Consider the following 14,216-nt stretch of genomic DNA (forward strand, 5'->3'; position numbering starts at 1 on the left):
TCTGCGGCGCTATCGGGCGGCGTCCGCCATGCACCCGGCGCCAGTCCAGACCCTCCAGCAATGCGCCGAGTTGGGCCGCCGTAACGCGCATCACACCGTCCTGGATACCAGGCCACTTGAAGCCTCCGGACTCCAGCCTCTTGGCCATCAGGCACAGGCCGGTGCCGTCCCACCAGACCAGCTTGATCCGGTCAGCGCGCTTTGCCCGGAAGACATAGATCACCCCGGAATACGGATCGCCGCCATACTCAGCGCTGACCAATGCGGCCAGTGCGTCAGGACCTTTGCGGAAATCCACGGGCCGCGTTGCCACCATTACCCGCGTGCCAGGACCGGGACCGATCATGGGGTTGCTCTGACCGCTTCTATAACTGCAGCGATCAGGCTCACATCAGCATCACGACTAACCCTCACCACGACCCCATCGATCTCCACTTCAATCGCAAACCCATCCGTACGTCGCGGCTTGCGTGCTGGTCGGGTCGTGGGAAGGTGCTGATCCGGCTCGTCGTCTGAAATCACAGCTGGCACGAACGCCGGAGTCTGCGGCAGTGCTATACCTTGGCTCGGCAGGTGCTCGCGAAGCAGGCGACGCCAGGTGAACAACTGCGAAGAGCAAAGAGCATATCGCCTGGCAACGGCGCTGGCACTCTCAAGGCCGGAATAGCTCTCAGCCACGATCGCCAGCTTAACATCATCAGGCCAGTCCCGCCTGCGACCCGCGCCCGTGAAAACCTCGAAGCGCCGCACGCCGCTAGTACCAGTATCATCACATGACATCGTCATAGCACCAGCGCCCTCCACCAACCAAAGGCGCGGACAATCGGTCCTGTCAACGATCAGGGCAAGGTGGGGTCAAGGCGCCGCTTACGCCAATGCCTTCACCTAAGCACTTTCTTGAGTTAGCGTTGTAGCAACCGGCATGGGTGACCTAAGCGTGTTCAATTAGGCTGCAGCGTGTTGATTGGGTTGAACTGGCTTTAGGAATTTTGGTGATGCCCGATAGAGACGTGGCGGTTTTCGCTGACACGAACAGCTTCCTTCAAATGAAGGATTTCAAGCAGATCGGATGGCTGACAGTCTTTCCCGGTGTGGAGACAATCACAGTCTTCGTCTGCAATGCTGTCATTGCCGAACTCGACAAGCACAAGGTGTCCACAAACAAGCGACGACGTGACCGTGCAAGGAAGGCGCTTCGCCTTATTGAAGAAGCTGCGGCGACAACCGAGATGAGATTGACGGTAAGGGAGAAAGCGCCAAAAGTTGATATTGTGATTTGGCGCGGGAGGCCGGTTTGGACCGATCTCCCCGACTTGGACTCGACCAACCCAGATGATTATTTGGTGGCTGCTGCTGCAACTTTGCCAGGTAGCGTTGTCTTATCGCATGATACCGGACCCCGCATTCGTGCGCGTATTGCAGGTGTTCAGGCCGAGTGTCCGCCGGAAGATTGGTTGCTTCCTGCCGAACAAACTGACGACCAGCGCAAGATCGGCCAGCTTACCCGCGAGCTGCAGGAAGCGCAGAATGCGCGACCGAGGCTTCGGGTCCAATTACCGCAAAGTGACCCGATGGTACTCTCGGTCGCATCGGTCCCAGCTCTCGGTACGAGGATCAGCAACCGGCTGAAAGAATTGATCCTTGAACAGTTTCCGAAGCAACATCTCGTCGCACAACACAATGACCGAATCTCGATTTTTACCGATCCGTATGGTCTCGGACAGTCTCAGATAGATGCATATGAGGATAAATATGACTCATTCGTTTTAGCTGTAGAGGCATATTTCGTATCGCTTCACGAACGAGTAGCACGGCATTGCTTGGCGCAAATGCCCCCCGGCATCGTTGCCAACACTGGGAACGTTTCGGCTAAGAACCTGACCTTGACGATTGAAGCTGATGGGAACATCGAACTTCTGGCGGACCGTGACGATGCGGAATCAGTGTTGGGCAGGATATCATTGCCCAAACCACCCAAACCTCCTCGCGCTGGTCCAACATTTGATCACGGCCCGCTTATGAGCAGACCGCATCTATCCCGAACTCCAACAAGCTTCTATTGGCTGAAGCGCCCGGCGATAGTTGGGGCGCAGTCCGCCGGGTTCGAGTGCGCTGATTTCCGTCCTGGTCGCGAGGAGGATCTCGGCGTCCTCGCCCACGCGGTCGGTGAGTTGCCGTCCGCAGGCCGCATCATCGTGAGCGCGAGCGCGGAGCATCACGAAACAGTGTCGGAAGACCGCGCGATCATTTTTGAAAGCACGTTTGCTCTTTGGCTTGATCCGCTAGTGCAGGGGCTTTTGCCGGAGATTGTGCAGGATGCTTTCGACGGCCTGCCCCGCGAGGATCTCCCTGTGTGGTGAGTGCTGGCAGCATTAAGGGTATACTGGACTGCGGTCCTTTCCGTTGCTGAAAACCAAGGAGACACTCAACCCGCTGCGAGAGCCTTTGCCGAAAGGTTGGTGATCCGTTCCGAACAGATAGCGTGAACTGCCCGTCCGAGTTCCTCCACGCACCCGCCAAGCCACAAAAGCTCTTCTTCGGTGATCCGATAGTGCTTGGAGTAGCGGGCTTTCACATATGCCTCTTTCAGCTTCTCAAAGCGGGCACGATCAATCCGGGTGTCACGAGGCCAGGCATCGACCAGCCGCATATCGATCCGCTCGGCCTGGGTGCGAAGGAAGCCAAGGTTGTGCACGTGAGGCGAATAGAAAGTGCAGACGAGCAGAACGCAATGGTAAAGCCGTTCCGTGGCCTGATGCATGTTGAAGGCAGCTTCTCGCATCCCGCCTTCGCGCATCAGGAAGTCGGCAGCGCTCTTGAAGCGGGCAGAACTAGGGTACCACTCGTCAAAATACTCCCGCGCCATGGCCAGCGCCTGCTCAGGCGTCTTGGGCTTGGGCGTATGCAGAACTCTCTCATCGGCTTCGTGTAGCGCGATGCCGTCCTTCGCCACGTCCATGAAGAAATACCGGCCATGCGCCAGCCCGTCGTTCACCTCCTGCAGGGTGTGGACGATGAAGTTGACCGGCGTATGCAGCGTGCGGTCAATCGCCAGTTCGCGGATCAGCCGGTCCTCAAGCTTCAGCCAGTAATCGACACGCTCGGTGAGCCGCTTGTCGTTGACGATGATCAGCAGATCGAAGTCGGATCGATAGCCTTTGGCGGTGTGCGGTTCATCGACCCAGCCGCCACGCGCATAGCTGCCGTAGAGGATCAGCTTCTCGATCCGGCCCTTTTTCTTCCACTGGTGGGTGGCGAGCGCCAGTGCATCCTCGAATTCCTCAAAGATGATCTGCTTCACGCGCTCTAGCTCGCGCTGCTTGTTGGCCGGGAGATGATCGAGATCGGTTCGCATGGGTAGGGCCACCCTGTAGGCATGGGTTACGATTGGCAAGCTGGAAGCCGCATCACCGGCGCCAGAACTGCCACCAGTCTGGTGGCTTCTCTGTCGGCATCTGCATCAGCACGAACAGGGCATTGGCAAAATGCTGCTCGACCTGTTGCAGGGTCATGCCGTGCTTGTTGGCAAGCTGGCGGTAGCTCATCTCATCGACGCGTATGCCAAGGAAGATTTCCCGGTCGAGCGGCTCCATCCGCTCGACTGCTTTCTCGAACTTGCGCAAGCGCCTGCGCTCCGCGCGCGACAGGCGGGGCACCTCAGCTCTCCTTGTCGCAGTACGCGGCCCATTCGGCCATCATGACCCGACGCTTCTCCAGCAGATTGCCGCGCCGGTAAGCGGCTTCGGTCTTGTTGGCGACCATATGGGCGAGGGCAGCCTCCGCAACATCGCTGGGGTGGTTGGTCTCTTCGCTGACCCAGTCCCGAAACGAAGATCTGAACCCGTGAGGCGTGTAAGGCTGGAGCATCTCCTTCATGAGCTTGGACAGCGTCATGTCGGACAGGGGGCGATTGTTCTTGAAGCCGGGAAACACATAGGGCGATTCCCGAAGGCGCAGCTGCGCACAGCGACGGATGATCCGCAGCGGTCGCGGGCTGAGCGGGACCACATGTTCGCGAAAGGCCTTCATACGCGCCTTGGGAAGCGTCCAGAGGCCGCTCTCAAGATCGACCTCATCCCAGGTCATGCCGCGCACCTCGCCCGATCTGGCGGCGGTGAAAATGGCAAACTCAAGGGCCAGACGACTGAAGGATTCTCGAGCGCGCAGCTTCTGAATGAACTTGGGCACCTTCTCGTAGGGCATAGCCGGAAAGTGACCGTCACGGCGCGGCTGGCGGGGCAACCCCTTGGTGATCGCCCGCATCGGGGCTTCGTTCTCGCGGTAGCCTGACGCATAGGCCCAATCGAGCACCATACCGATCCGCTGCCGTACCCGCCGCGCAGTCTCGGGCTTGGCCAGCCAGATTTCCATCAGCACATCGCGGATCATCGGTCCGGTGATCCGATCAACCCTCATCTTGCCCAACTGCGGGAAGGCATACATTTCCATAGTGCGCATCCACTGCCCATGGTGCTTGCCGTTGCGCCATGTCTTCGAATGAATGTCGAAGACCTTCTGTGCCGCGTCACGGAAGTTTGGCACCGCCTCGATCTTGCGCCGCTCGAACTGCGGATCGTAGCCTTGCTCAACCTGACGGCGCACCACCAGCGCCCGCTCGCGAGCCTCCTCCAGGCCCACTGTCTTGCAACTGCCCAGGCCGAAATCTCTCCGGTTTCCTTTGTGCTGTACCCGGCAGACCCAACTGCTGGTCCCTCCCGGCCTCTCATAACGAAAAAGGCCGTCGCCAAAACTGACACGGCGGCTGGACTGAGGCTTGGCCTTCGGGCCGGTGTTCGAAGTCGTTTCCATGGAGCTGATCATAAAATTTGTTCCCACATTTGCAAAAATGTCGGTCTGGACGACGTGGGACACACAGGGATCCGAATCACCAGCGTAACCCGCAGGGAAGCTGGACTTTCGGAGCTGATCAGGGATGGAGTGGGATTAGTACCTGGCGGAAGAGGTGGGATTCGAACCCACGGAGAGCTTGCACCCTCGCCGGTTTTCAAGACCGGTTCCTTAAACCACTCGGACACTCTTCCCACGGCAACTGGCGCACCCGATCTGGACGATCGTGGCCGATAGCGTGCGGCGCGGTTCCTAGCGAAGGCGCGTGCGTCTGAAAAGCGAAAGTTCCGGGGCTGCTGCGGTTGGCAGACAGGCGCGATTAAGGCGCGGTGACCGATCAACCGTGGCTCAGCCGAGTTGGGGAACGTTGTTGGCTATTTCCCCCCGGCGGCAAAGTGTGGCACAACGCCTGATTGGGAGTATCGCATGGTTTTCAATATCGTACAAAGGCTTGGATCGCGTCTGGCCGTGATGGGGGCGACGGCGGGGCTGCTCGCCTGTGGATCCCCCAGCACCGCCCAGCGGGAGATCGTGCAACCCCTTCCCGGAGTGAATGCACAGCAGGCGCAGGGGTTTGCCGCCTATCTTGATACGGTCGCGGCACGTGCCCGGCGCGAGGGCGTATCGCAGCGCACGCTGGACACGGTCTTGCCATCGCTCGGCTATGACGAAAGCGTCGCGGCGCTGGACCGGCGGTTCGCGCCGACGCCCGCTGGGCAGGCGTTCCCGTCCTTCGGCCCCGAAATGGCCAAGCGCATCAACGCCGCCAAGATCCGCCAGGGACGGCAGGTCTATGCCAACGAGGCCGCCCGTCTGGTGGCTATCGAACGGGAGACCGGCGTGCCTGCCTCGATCATGGTGTCCATCTTTGGCCACGAGACCAGTTACGGCACGATCATGGGCAACACCGATCTGCCGCGCGCGCTGGCAACCCTGGCCTATGAGGGGCGCCGCCGCGACCTTTTCGAGGGCGAACTGATCGCGGTCCTCAAGATGGTCGATATGGGCGTTCCGCGTTCGGTGCTGCGCGGCAGCTATGCCGGCGCGTTCGGCTATCCGCAGTTCCTGCCTTCGGTGTATCTCAAGCTTGCCAAGGATGGTGATGGCGACGGCAAGGCGGAAATCTGGTCCAGCCGGGCCGACGCCTTCGCCTCGATCGCCAACTACATGGTCGCAGCCGGGTGGCGGCGCGGCGAGCCGTGGGGCTTTGCCGTGTCGGTGCCCGCAACGCTGAACGTCAACGCCATCGCCAACCGCGAACGCGTGGCCAAATGCGAACGAGCGGTCGAGCGGCACAGCGAATGGAAGACGATGCGCGAGTGGAAGGCGCTTGGCGTCTATCCTGCAGGAGGTGTGTGGCCGGCAAATGACAAGGTGGAAGCCTCCTTGCTGATCACGCCGGGCCTCGATGCACAGGGCTATCTGCTGACGCGGAACTATCGCGCCATATTGGATTACAACTGTTCCAATTATTATGCGATGTCGGTTGGCCTGCTGGCAGATGGCGTTCGCGACTGATCGAGGCACGCGAAGGGGGATTGCGATGAAGAGTGTGATGATGGGCAGCCTGGGAGCGGCTCTGTTGCTGTCGGGCTGTGGCGGCGGTGGCAGCACCAGCCGCAGTCTTGAAACGGCGCCGCCGACACTGGCGGGGTCGGTCTCTGATTACCCGGCCAAGCTGGGCGAGCCCTATGTGCTCGAAGGGATCACCTATACCCCTGTGGATGTCTTCAATTACGATGAGGCCGGCTATGCGAGCTGGTATGGCAAGGAACTGAACGGTCGCGATACCGCCAATGGCGAGATGTTCCTGCCCGACGCGATCTCCGGGGCCCATCGCACATTGCCGCTGCCGAGCTATGTCGAGGTGACCGCGCTCGACACCGGCAAGACCATCCTCGTACGCCTGAATGACCGGGGGCCGTCCTCGGCCAATCGGCTGATCGACCTGTCCTATGGCGCGGCAAAGCAGCTTGGCATGCTCGAAAAGGGATCCTTCCCGGTGCGGGTGCGACGGGTCAATCCCCCCGAGGCCGAGCGCGCCATGCTGCGCGCGGGCCAATCCGTGGCGATGCGGATGGATACGCCGGAATCGCTGCTGGTTCCGCTGCGCCGCAAGCTCGATGGCCAACCCAGGCCAGCCAATGCGGCCGTCGCTCCCAATGCAAGCGTAGCGACGGCGGCGCCGGCCGCTCAAAAGCCCGCCAAGGGTGCAGACGGCACGAAGGCACCGAAGCCGGTTGCCGCCAAGCCTGCAGGCTCGACGGCTCAGCCAGCGCCAACAGCATCAAGTCCGACGTCCCAGGGTGACGGCCGCTTCATCGTGGAAGGCGCGGGTGGCCGCCCCACGATGGCCCAGAACAGCACGGGCGACAACCGGGCGACCCTGGATACCCCGCGCGCACCCACCGCCTCGACCTCCCAGACCCCGGCAGCATCATCCCAGGCCACCGCGTCTGCTACCTATTTCGTTCAGGTCGCCGCATTTTCGACCAAAGCGCGGGCAGACGATCTCGCCAAGAGGATTGGCGCGAAGACGCAGGAAAGCAGCGATGGCAAGCTATTTCGCGTGCGCTATGGCCCCTATGTCGATGCCAAGGCCGCAGAACAGGGTCTTACGCTGGCCAAGCGGAATGGCTATCAGGGGGCTCGAATCCTGCAGGACTCCGGTCGCTGACACAAACGGGTCCTGCAACGGCCCGCCCCCTTTGATCAAAACCATGGAAAACTGATGAAAACCCCGATTATCGGCACTCCGCTTGTCGGCCGCGCGTTTGCCGGCCTTGGCCTGTTCTCGCTGCTCGCCACCCCACTGGCAGCGGCTCCTCCCAGCTATGTGTCGGAAGCTCCGATCGCTTATATGACCGACCTTAATTCGGGCGCGGTGCTGTTTGCGCGCGATGCAAACCGGCAGATTCCGCCGGCTTCGATGGCGAAGATGATGACGGTCTACGTCGCGTTCGACCTGCTGAAGAAGGGCGAACTCAAGCTTGACCAGAAAATCACGGTGTCACCCGACACGTGGCGCAAGTGGAACAACCAGGGCTCGAGCATGTTTCTCGCCGTCGGTAGCCAGGTGTCCGTCGCCGATCTGCTCGATGGCATCGTGACGCTGTCGGGCAATGATGCATGCGTCGTGCTGGCGGAGGGCATTGCCGGGTCCGAAGAGGCGTTCGTCGATATGATGAACAAGAAGGCCCGCGAAATCGGCCTGGCCAACAGCCGCTTCGGCAACAGCAATGGCTGGCCCGATGAGGGGGTGACTCAGGTTACCGCGCGCGACCTTGCGCAGCTTGCGACCGCGACGATCCGCAATCACCCCACATTGTACAAGCGCTTCTATTCCAAAGGCAGCTTCACCTGGAACGGCATCACCCAGCCCAACCGCGATCCGCTGCTGGGCAAGGTCGACGGCGCCGATGGGCTCAAGACCGGACACACCGAAGAGGCAGGCTACGGCTTTACCGGGTCGGCCGAGCAGAACGGGCGCAGGCTGGTGATGGTCGTGGCCGGTCTCGACAGCTACAATGGCCGCATCAATGAATCGGTGCGGTTCATGAACTGGGGCTTCCGCTCGTGGAAGGCGGTACCGTTGTTTGCCAAGGGCAAGACCGTCGATACCGTGGCGGTGCAGCTCGGCAGCGTGCGGCAGTTGTCACTGGTGGCCCCGCGCGATCTGGCGCTGACCCTGCCGCGGACCGCCGATACCGATGCCGTGACGCTGAAGGTCGTCTATCAGGGGCCGCTCAAGGCTCCGATCGCCAAGGGCCAGCAGGTCGCGACCCTGGTTGTCTCCGCGCCGGATATGCAGCGACAGGTGATGCCGCTGGTCGCAGGCGAAGCGGTCGAGGAAGCAGGCTTTTTCGGGCGTTTATGGGCGGGCATTCTCTCGCTCTTCGGCGCCTGAGGTCCTCCCTATGCGCGGGCGCTTCATCTCGATCGAAGGTGGCGAGGCGGTCGGAAAGTCGACGCAGATCCAGTTGCTGGCCGATTGGCTGAGGGGCCAGGGCCACAGTGTCGAGGTCACCCGCGAGCCAGGCGGCACCGACAGCGCCGAGGCGATCCGGTCGCTGCTACTGGAAGGCGGCGCGGATCGCTGGAACGCGCGCAGCGAAGCCTTGCTGTTCGCGGCCGCACGTGCCGATCATGTCGCGCGGCGAATCCGCCCCGCCATCGATGCGGGGGGATGGGTGATCTCCGACCGGTTCATCGACAGCAGCCGCGCCTATCAGGGGATAGCAGGCGGACTGGGGGACGCGGCGATCCTCGACCTGCATCGTTTCGGGTCGGGGGGATTTTTGCCCGACTGCACATTGCTGCTGGAACTTCCCGCAGATGAGGCGGCGCGTCGCGCGACCAGGCGCGATGGTGTCGCCAGCGATCGGATCGGCGGACGCGATGCGGCGTACCATGAGGCCGTGGCGCAGGCGTTTCGCAGCTTTGCAGCCGCCGAGCCTGCGCGGTTCAGGCTCGTCGATGCGAGCGGCGACGCGGCCAGCGTGCACGATCGTATCGTGCAGGCCATCGCGCACATGGCGGCATGACGTCATGATGGTGTCCGAAGCCCGATGGCTGGGTCACTCCGAGCCGGAAAGCACGCTTTTGCGGGCATTTCAGTCGCGCCGTCTGCATCACGGCTGGCTGCTGGCGGGCCCCGAGGGCATCGGCAAGCGCAGCTTCGCCTTGGCGGCTGCCGCGCATTTGCTGACCCGATCGCCCGACTTTGCGGCAGACCATTTCAGCGGCGACGTCACCGGCCCCGAAGGGCGTTTGTTGCAGGACGGCAAGCACCCTGATTGCCATTACATCACGCTGGGGCCGCAGAACGACAAGGAGGCGCGCAAGGCCGAGGAGGGCAAGCCCTATGATCTGGCACGCAACATCAAGGTCGACCAGATCCGCGCATTGCAGAAGCGCCTGACTGTGCGGCCGAGCCTCGCCGACCGCCGTGTGATCATTTTCGATGCGGCCGATCAGCTCGAGCGCGGCGCCGCCAATGCGTTGCTCAAGAGCCTCGAAGAGCCACCCGCGGACACCGTCTTCCTGCTGATCGCGCACAATCCGGGCCGGTTGCTCCCCACGATCCGATCGCGCTGCCTGGTCCTCGACTTTCCGGCGTTGAGTGATCTCGACATGGCCGATGCTCTGCGCGCGGCGCGGCCCGAGCTGCCCGATGCCGAGATCGCCGCATTGGTGCGGCTAGGGCAGGGGGCGCCCGGCCAGGCGCTCAACTTTGCCGGGCTCGACATGGCGAAGATCGACGCGTTGCTCGCGGAAATTGCAGATCACGGCGACCGCGATCATCGCGTGCGCATTGCGCTGGGTGCGATGGTGGCCAACAAGGCCAACCGGGAGCGCTTTCAGGCACTGCTTCATTATGCGCCGCGGTTTGCCGCGCAACGGATCCGCCACCTGCGCGATGACCGCCTCCCCGGCGCGATCCAGGCTTGGCAGGAAATCGGAGGGTTGGCCTCGCGCGCTATGCTGCTCAATCTCGACGCGGCTGCGGTCGCGTTTCAAATTGGCGGCTTGCTGGCGCGGCTGGCCCCGCCTAGATAGGCGGCAACCGGCCAATCCAGCCACCACCCGAACGAACGGCAGACCAGAACGCCATGGGCGAACCCTATTACATCACCACCGCGATCAGCTATCCCAATGGCAGGCCGCATATCGGCCATGCCTATGAGGCGATTGCTGCCGACGTCATCGCGCGCTTCCAGCGGCTCAACGGCCGCGACGTCCGCTTCCAGACCGGGACCGATGTCCATGGCCTCAAGATGCTGCAGAAGGCACGTGAACTCGACACCACGCCGCGGGCACTGGCCGATGAGATGTCGCAGTATTTCAAGGATATGTGCGACAGACTTGATGTCAGCTATGATCGCTTCATCCAGACATCCGAGGACGATCACCACCGTGCCAGCCAGGCGATCTGGAAGGCGATGGAGGCCAATGGCGACCTGTATCTCGATCGCTATGAAGGCTGGTACTCGGTCCGCGACGAAGCCTATTACGCCGAGGACGAACTGGTCGATGACGGGCAGGGGGGCAAGCAATCGCCGCAAGGCACCCCGGTCGAATGGACGGTCGAGGAGAGCTGGTTCTTCAAGCTCGATGCCTACCAGGACAAATTGCTCGCGCTCTACGACGAGCATCCCGAGTTCCTGCAGCCCGACACCCGCCGCAACGAGATCGTCAGCTTCGTCAAATCCGGACTGCGGCCGCTTTCGATCTCGCGCACCAGCTTCGACTGGGGGGTCAAGGTTCCGGGCAGTGATGGGCATGTGATGTATGTGTGGGTCGACGCGCTGACCAACTATCTCACCGGTCTGGGCTATCCCGACGATACCGAACTGATGGCCAAGCACTGGCCCGCCGATCTGCACCTGATCGGCAAGGACATCGTCCGTTTCCACGCGGTGTATTGGCCCGCCTTCCTGATGAGCGCGAACCTCCCCGTACCCAAGCAGGTGTTTGGCCACGGTTTCCTGCTCAACAAGGGCGAGAAGATGTCGAAATCGGTCGGCAACGTCGTCGATCCGTTCGCACTCGCCGATGCCTTTGGCGTGGATCAACTGCGCTATTTCCTGCTGCGCGAAGTCAGTTTCGGACAGGATGGCAGCTATTCGCCGCAAGCCATTGCAATGCGGTCGAATGCCGATCTGTCGAACAGCTTCGGCAATCTGGCGCAGCGGATCCTGAGCTTCATCGCCAAAAACCTCGACGGCTATCTGCCGGCAATCCGCGGGCACCAGCCTGCCGATGCCGCGCTGTTCGAAGTCCTCACCGATGCGTTGCAGACCGAAATGCCCAAGGCGTTCGAGGAGCTGTCGCTGTCGCAGGGGATTGAAGCCTGGATGCGTGCGGTGTTCGCCTGCAATGCCTATGTCGACGAGCAGGCGCCCTGGGCGCTCAAGAAGACCGATCCCGAGCGGATGGAAACGGTGCTGGCGACGTTATACATTGCCATCGCCCAACTTTCGATCGCCATCTCGCCGGTCATCCCGAGCAGCGCGAAGGCGCTGCTCGACCATATGGGTGTGCCGGACGAGGTGCGCTCGCTGGGCGCGATGGGAAGCCACTGGTATTCGCCGCTCGCCGAAAGCGATTACCAGGTCGGCGTTCCCAAGCCGCTGTTCCCGCGCATCGATCTGCCTGCCGAAGACGCCGAGTAATGCTGGTCGATTCGCATTGCCACCTCAACTACAAGGGGATGGCCGAGCAGCAGGATGAACTGCTCGCAAGGGCGCGCGCATCCGGGGTCACCGCGATGCTCAACATCTCGACCCGCGCCAGCGAGTGGGACGCGGTGACCGCCACCGCCCAACGCGAACCGGACGTCTGGGCAAGCATCGGCATTCACCCGCACGAAGCCGATGGCCATGCCGATATCGATACCGCGCGCCTGATCGCCCGGGCGGAAACCGACGACCGGGTGATCGGTATCGGCGAAACCGGGCTCGACTACTTCTACGACCATTCCGACCGTGATCAGCAGCGCCGCAGCTTCATCGCGCACATTGCCGCGTCGCGGGCCACCGGCCTGCCGTTGATCATCCACACCCGCGATGCCGAGGATGATACCGCCGCGATCCTCGCGGACGAAATGGGGAAGGGGGCCTTCCCCGCTTTGATCCACTGCTTCACCGCGAGCGCAGATTTCGCCGGCAAGGTGCTGGATATGGGCCTTTATATTTCGATTTCCGGGATCGTGACCTTCAAGAACGCCAAGGATCTGCAGGCGGTGGCGCGCGATATCCCGGCGGATCGACTGCTGGTCGAAACCGATGCCCCGTTTCTCGCGCCGGTTCCGCACCGTGGCAAGCAGGGCGAACCTGCGTTCGTGGCGGACACCGCGCGTTGCGTCGCAGCGTTGCGCGACGAGCCTTACGAGCAGTTGTGCGCAACGACCTCGCAGAACTTCTACCGTCTGTTCAACCGGGCGCGTCCATGAAGGCGATCCTGCTGGGATCGGGCACCTCTGGCGGCGTCCCGCGGATCGGCAACGACTGGGGCGCGTGCGATCCCGCCAACCCGCGCAACCGCCGCTCGCGGGTATCCATGATCGTCGAGCATGGCGGGCAACGGATCCTGATCGACACCTCGCCGGACTTGCGCAACCAGTTGCTCGCGCAAGACATCGGCGCGCTCGATGGCGTCATCTGGACGCACGACCATGCCGATCACAGCCATGGCATCGACGATCTGCGCGCGCTGTATCACCGCAGCCGCAAGCAGCTTGGGGGCTATGGCCGCAGTTATACATTGCAGAGCCTTGTCAGGCGTTTCGACTATGTGTTCGCAGGCGGTGACGGCTATCCGGCGACGGTCGAGGCGTTCGACCTCGCCGACGACCAAAGCATTTGCGGCATGCGCGTGCGCTGCGTCGATCAGCCGCACGGGCCCGTCTTCTCGACGGGGTTGCGGTTCGACGTGGATGGCAAGTCCGCGGTGTACGCGACCGATTTTGCCGAGGTTACCGACGCCATGGTGGCGCTCTATCGGGGTTGCGATCTCCTGGTGACCGATTGCCTGCGCTATGACAAGCATCCGACCCACGCCAATCTGGCGATGGCCTTGGATCTGGCGGAGCGCTGCGGCGCACGGCACACGGTTTTGACCCACATGGACAAGAGCCTGGACTATGCGACCCTGTGCGCCGAACTCCCCGATGCGATCGAACCTGGCTATGACGGGCTGACCATTGATCTGGGGCGGACGTCATGACGGGAGGCAGCGACACCGCCAGCCTCGTCTACAGCCTGTTGCTGCTGGTGCTGGTCGGCAGCGCCTTGATATCGCGCGGGCTGCCGATTGGTCAGACGCTCAAGACGGCGCTGGGCTGGATCGGCATTTTTGCGGTGATCTTTCTGCTGGTGAGCTTCCGGCCCGAACTGAAGACGATCTGGCAGCGGGTCACGGGCGAACTGGGCTTCGGCAATACGTCGGCGATCAGCGGTGCGCCGATGACGCTGCGCAAGGAGTCGGATGGGCATTTCTGGGTCACGGCCGAGGTCAACGGGACACCGGTGCGGTTCATGGTCGACAGCGGCGCGAGCTATACCGCTTTGTCTGCCGAAGCTGCGCGCACCGCGGGTGTCGAACCGGACCGGTTCAGCATGAAGGTGGTGCTGAACACCGCCAATGGCATTGTCGAGGCCGACCGGGCCACAGTTCGCGAACTGCGCGTGGGATCGCTTTCGATGCAGGAGCATGCCGTGGTGGTCGCGGATGCGTTTGGCGACACCAATGTCCTGGGCATGAACTTTCTGTCGGCACTGGAAAGCTGGCGCGTCGAGGGCGGCAACATGATCCTTGAACCGGCTCTTCCGTGAGTTGACTGGAGAGCAATTTAACATAATATATAT

At 62.1% G+C, this 14,216-nt stretch carries 15 protein-coding genes and 1 tRNA gene; 10 read left to right on the forward strand and 6 right to left on the reverse strand.

Features of this window, described 5'->3' with window-relative positions; genetic code table 11:
* Together tnpB and QUV11_RS12345 are read right to left on the reverse strand one after the other, a co-directional pair.
* The coding region (gene tnpB, locus QUV11_RS12340) for an IS66 family insertion sequence element accessory protein TnpB (protein WP_300883126.1) at positions 1-298 on the reverse strand (298 nt) is incomplete at its 3' end.
* A 44-nt stretch (positions 299-342) separates the two neighbouring features.
* Positions 343-786: a transposase gene (locus QUV11_RS12345; RefSeq protein WP_367279859.1), complete on the reverse strand. Its 444-nt coding sequence runs from the start codon at positions 784-786 to the stop codon at positions 343-345.
* A gap of 209 nt (positions 787-995) precedes the next feature.
* Here QUV11_RS12345 and QUV11_RS12350 point away from each other — a divergent pair, with 209 nt between their 5' ends.
* Entirely contained in the window at positions 996-2,360 is a 1,365-nt protein-coding gene (locus QUV11_RS12350) for a PIN domain-containing protein (RefSeq protein ID WP_300883128.1), read from the forward strand.
* A 65-nt stretch (positions 2,361-2,425) separates the two neighbouring features.
* Here QUV11_RS12350 and QUV11_RS12355 read toward each other — a convergent pair whose 3' ends face one another.
* From QUV11_RS12355 to QUV11_RS12370, 4 genes are all read right to left on the reverse strand, one after another.
* A complete protein-coding gene (locus QUV11_RS12355) occupies positions 2,426-3,355 on the reverse strand; it encodes a HEPN domain-containing protein (RefSeq protein WP_300883130.1) in 930 nt (309 codons plus the stop codon).
* A gap of 52 nt (positions 3,356-3,407) precedes the next feature.
* Positions 3,408-3,656 (reverse strand): sigma-70 region 4 domain-containing protein, encoded by a 249-nt coding sequence (locus QUV11_RS12360; protein ID WP_300883132.1) that lies wholly within the window; start codon positions 3,654-3,656, stop codon positions 3,408-3,410.
* 1 nt (position 3,657) lies between these two features.
* The gene (locus QUV11_RS12365; protein WP_300883134.1) at positions 3,658-4,809 is read right to left on the reverse strand and encodes a site-specific integrase; all 1,152 of its coding nucleotides are present in this window, start codon (positions 4,807-4,809) and stop codon (positions 3,658-3,660) included.
* A 143-nt stretch (positions 4,810-4,952) separates the two neighbouring features.
* Positions 4,953-5,042: transfer RNA gene (locus QUV11_RS12370), tRNA-Ser, on the reverse strand.
* Between the two features lie 232 nt (positions 5,043-5,274).
* On the opposite strand from QUV11_RS12370, the gene QUV11_RS12375 reads away from it, so the two are divergent.
* From QUV11_RS12375 to QUV11_RS12415, 9 genes are read left to right on the forward strand one after another with little or no spacing between them, the layout of a single operon-like run.
* Positions 5,275-6,366, forward strand: a complete 1,092-nt coding sequence (locus QUV11_RS12375) for a lytic transglycosylase domain-containing protein (protein ID WP_300883136.1) — start codon at positions 5,275-5,277, stop codon at positions 6,364-6,366.
* A gap of 25 nt (positions 6,367-6,391) precedes the next feature.
* Complete coding sequence (locus QUV11_RS12380) at positions 6,392-7,525, forward strand: septal ring lytic transglycosylase RlpA family protein (RefSeq protein WP_300883138.1); 1,134 nt, start codon at positions 6,392-6,394, stop codon at positions 7,523-7,525.
* Between the two features lie 54 nt (positions 7,526-7,579).
* Positions 7,580-8,755 carry a D-alanyl-D-alanine carboxypeptidase family protein gene (locus QUV11_RS12385; protein ID WP_300883140.1) on the forward strand — a complete coding sequence of 392 codons (1,176 nt, stop codon included), beginning with the start codon at positions 7,580-7,582 and terminating at the stop codon, positions 8,753-8,755.
* 10 nt (positions 8,756-8,765) lie between these two features.
* Complete coding sequence (gene tmk, locus QUV11_RS12390) at positions 8,766-9,392, forward strand: dTMP kinase (RefSeq protein WP_300883142.1); 627 nt, start codon at positions 8,766-8,768, stop codon at positions 9,390-9,392.
* A 58-nt stretch (positions 9,393-9,450) separates the two neighbouring features.
* Positions 9,451-10,407 (forward strand): DNA polymerase III subunit delta', encoded by a 957-nt coding sequence (locus QUV11_RS12395; protein ID WP_300883144.1) that lies wholly within the window; start codon positions 9,451-9,453, stop codon positions 10,405-10,407.
* 53 nt (positions 10,408-10,460) lie between these two features.
* Complete coding sequence (metG, locus tag QUV11_RS12400; protein ID WP_300883146.1) at positions 10,461-12,023, forward strand: methionine--tRNA ligase; 1,563 nt, start codon at positions 10,461-10,463, stop codon at positions 12,021-12,023.
* On the forward strand, positions 12,023-12,802 hold the full coding sequence (locus QUV11_RS12405) for a TatD family hydrolase (protein ID WP_300883148.1): 780 nt from the start codon (positions 12,023-12,025) through the stop codon (positions 12,800-12,802). The genes metG and QUV11_RS12405 overlap by 1 nt, the downstream gene beginning before the upstream one ends.
* A complete protein-coding gene (locus QUV11_RS12410; protein WP_300883150.1) occupies positions 12,799-13,575 on the forward strand; it encodes an MBL fold metallo-hydrolase in 777 nt (258 codons plus the stop codon). Before QUV11_RS12405 ends, QUV11_RS12410 begins: the two co-directional genes overlap by 4 nt.
* Positions 13,572-14,183, forward strand: coding sequence for a TIGR02281 family clan AA aspartic protease (locus QUV11_RS12415; protein ID WP_300883152.1), 612 nt, complete (start codon positions 13,572-13,574; stop codon positions 14,181-14,183). Before QUV11_RS12410 ends, QUV11_RS12415 begins: the two co-directional genes overlap by 4 nt.
* Positions 14,184-14,216: the final 33 nt, after the last annotated feature.

Source organism: Blastomonas sp. (assembly GCF_030373265.1).
Lineage (GTDB): Bacteria > Pseudomonadota > Alphaproteobacteria > Sphingomonadales > Sphingomonadaceae > Blastomonas.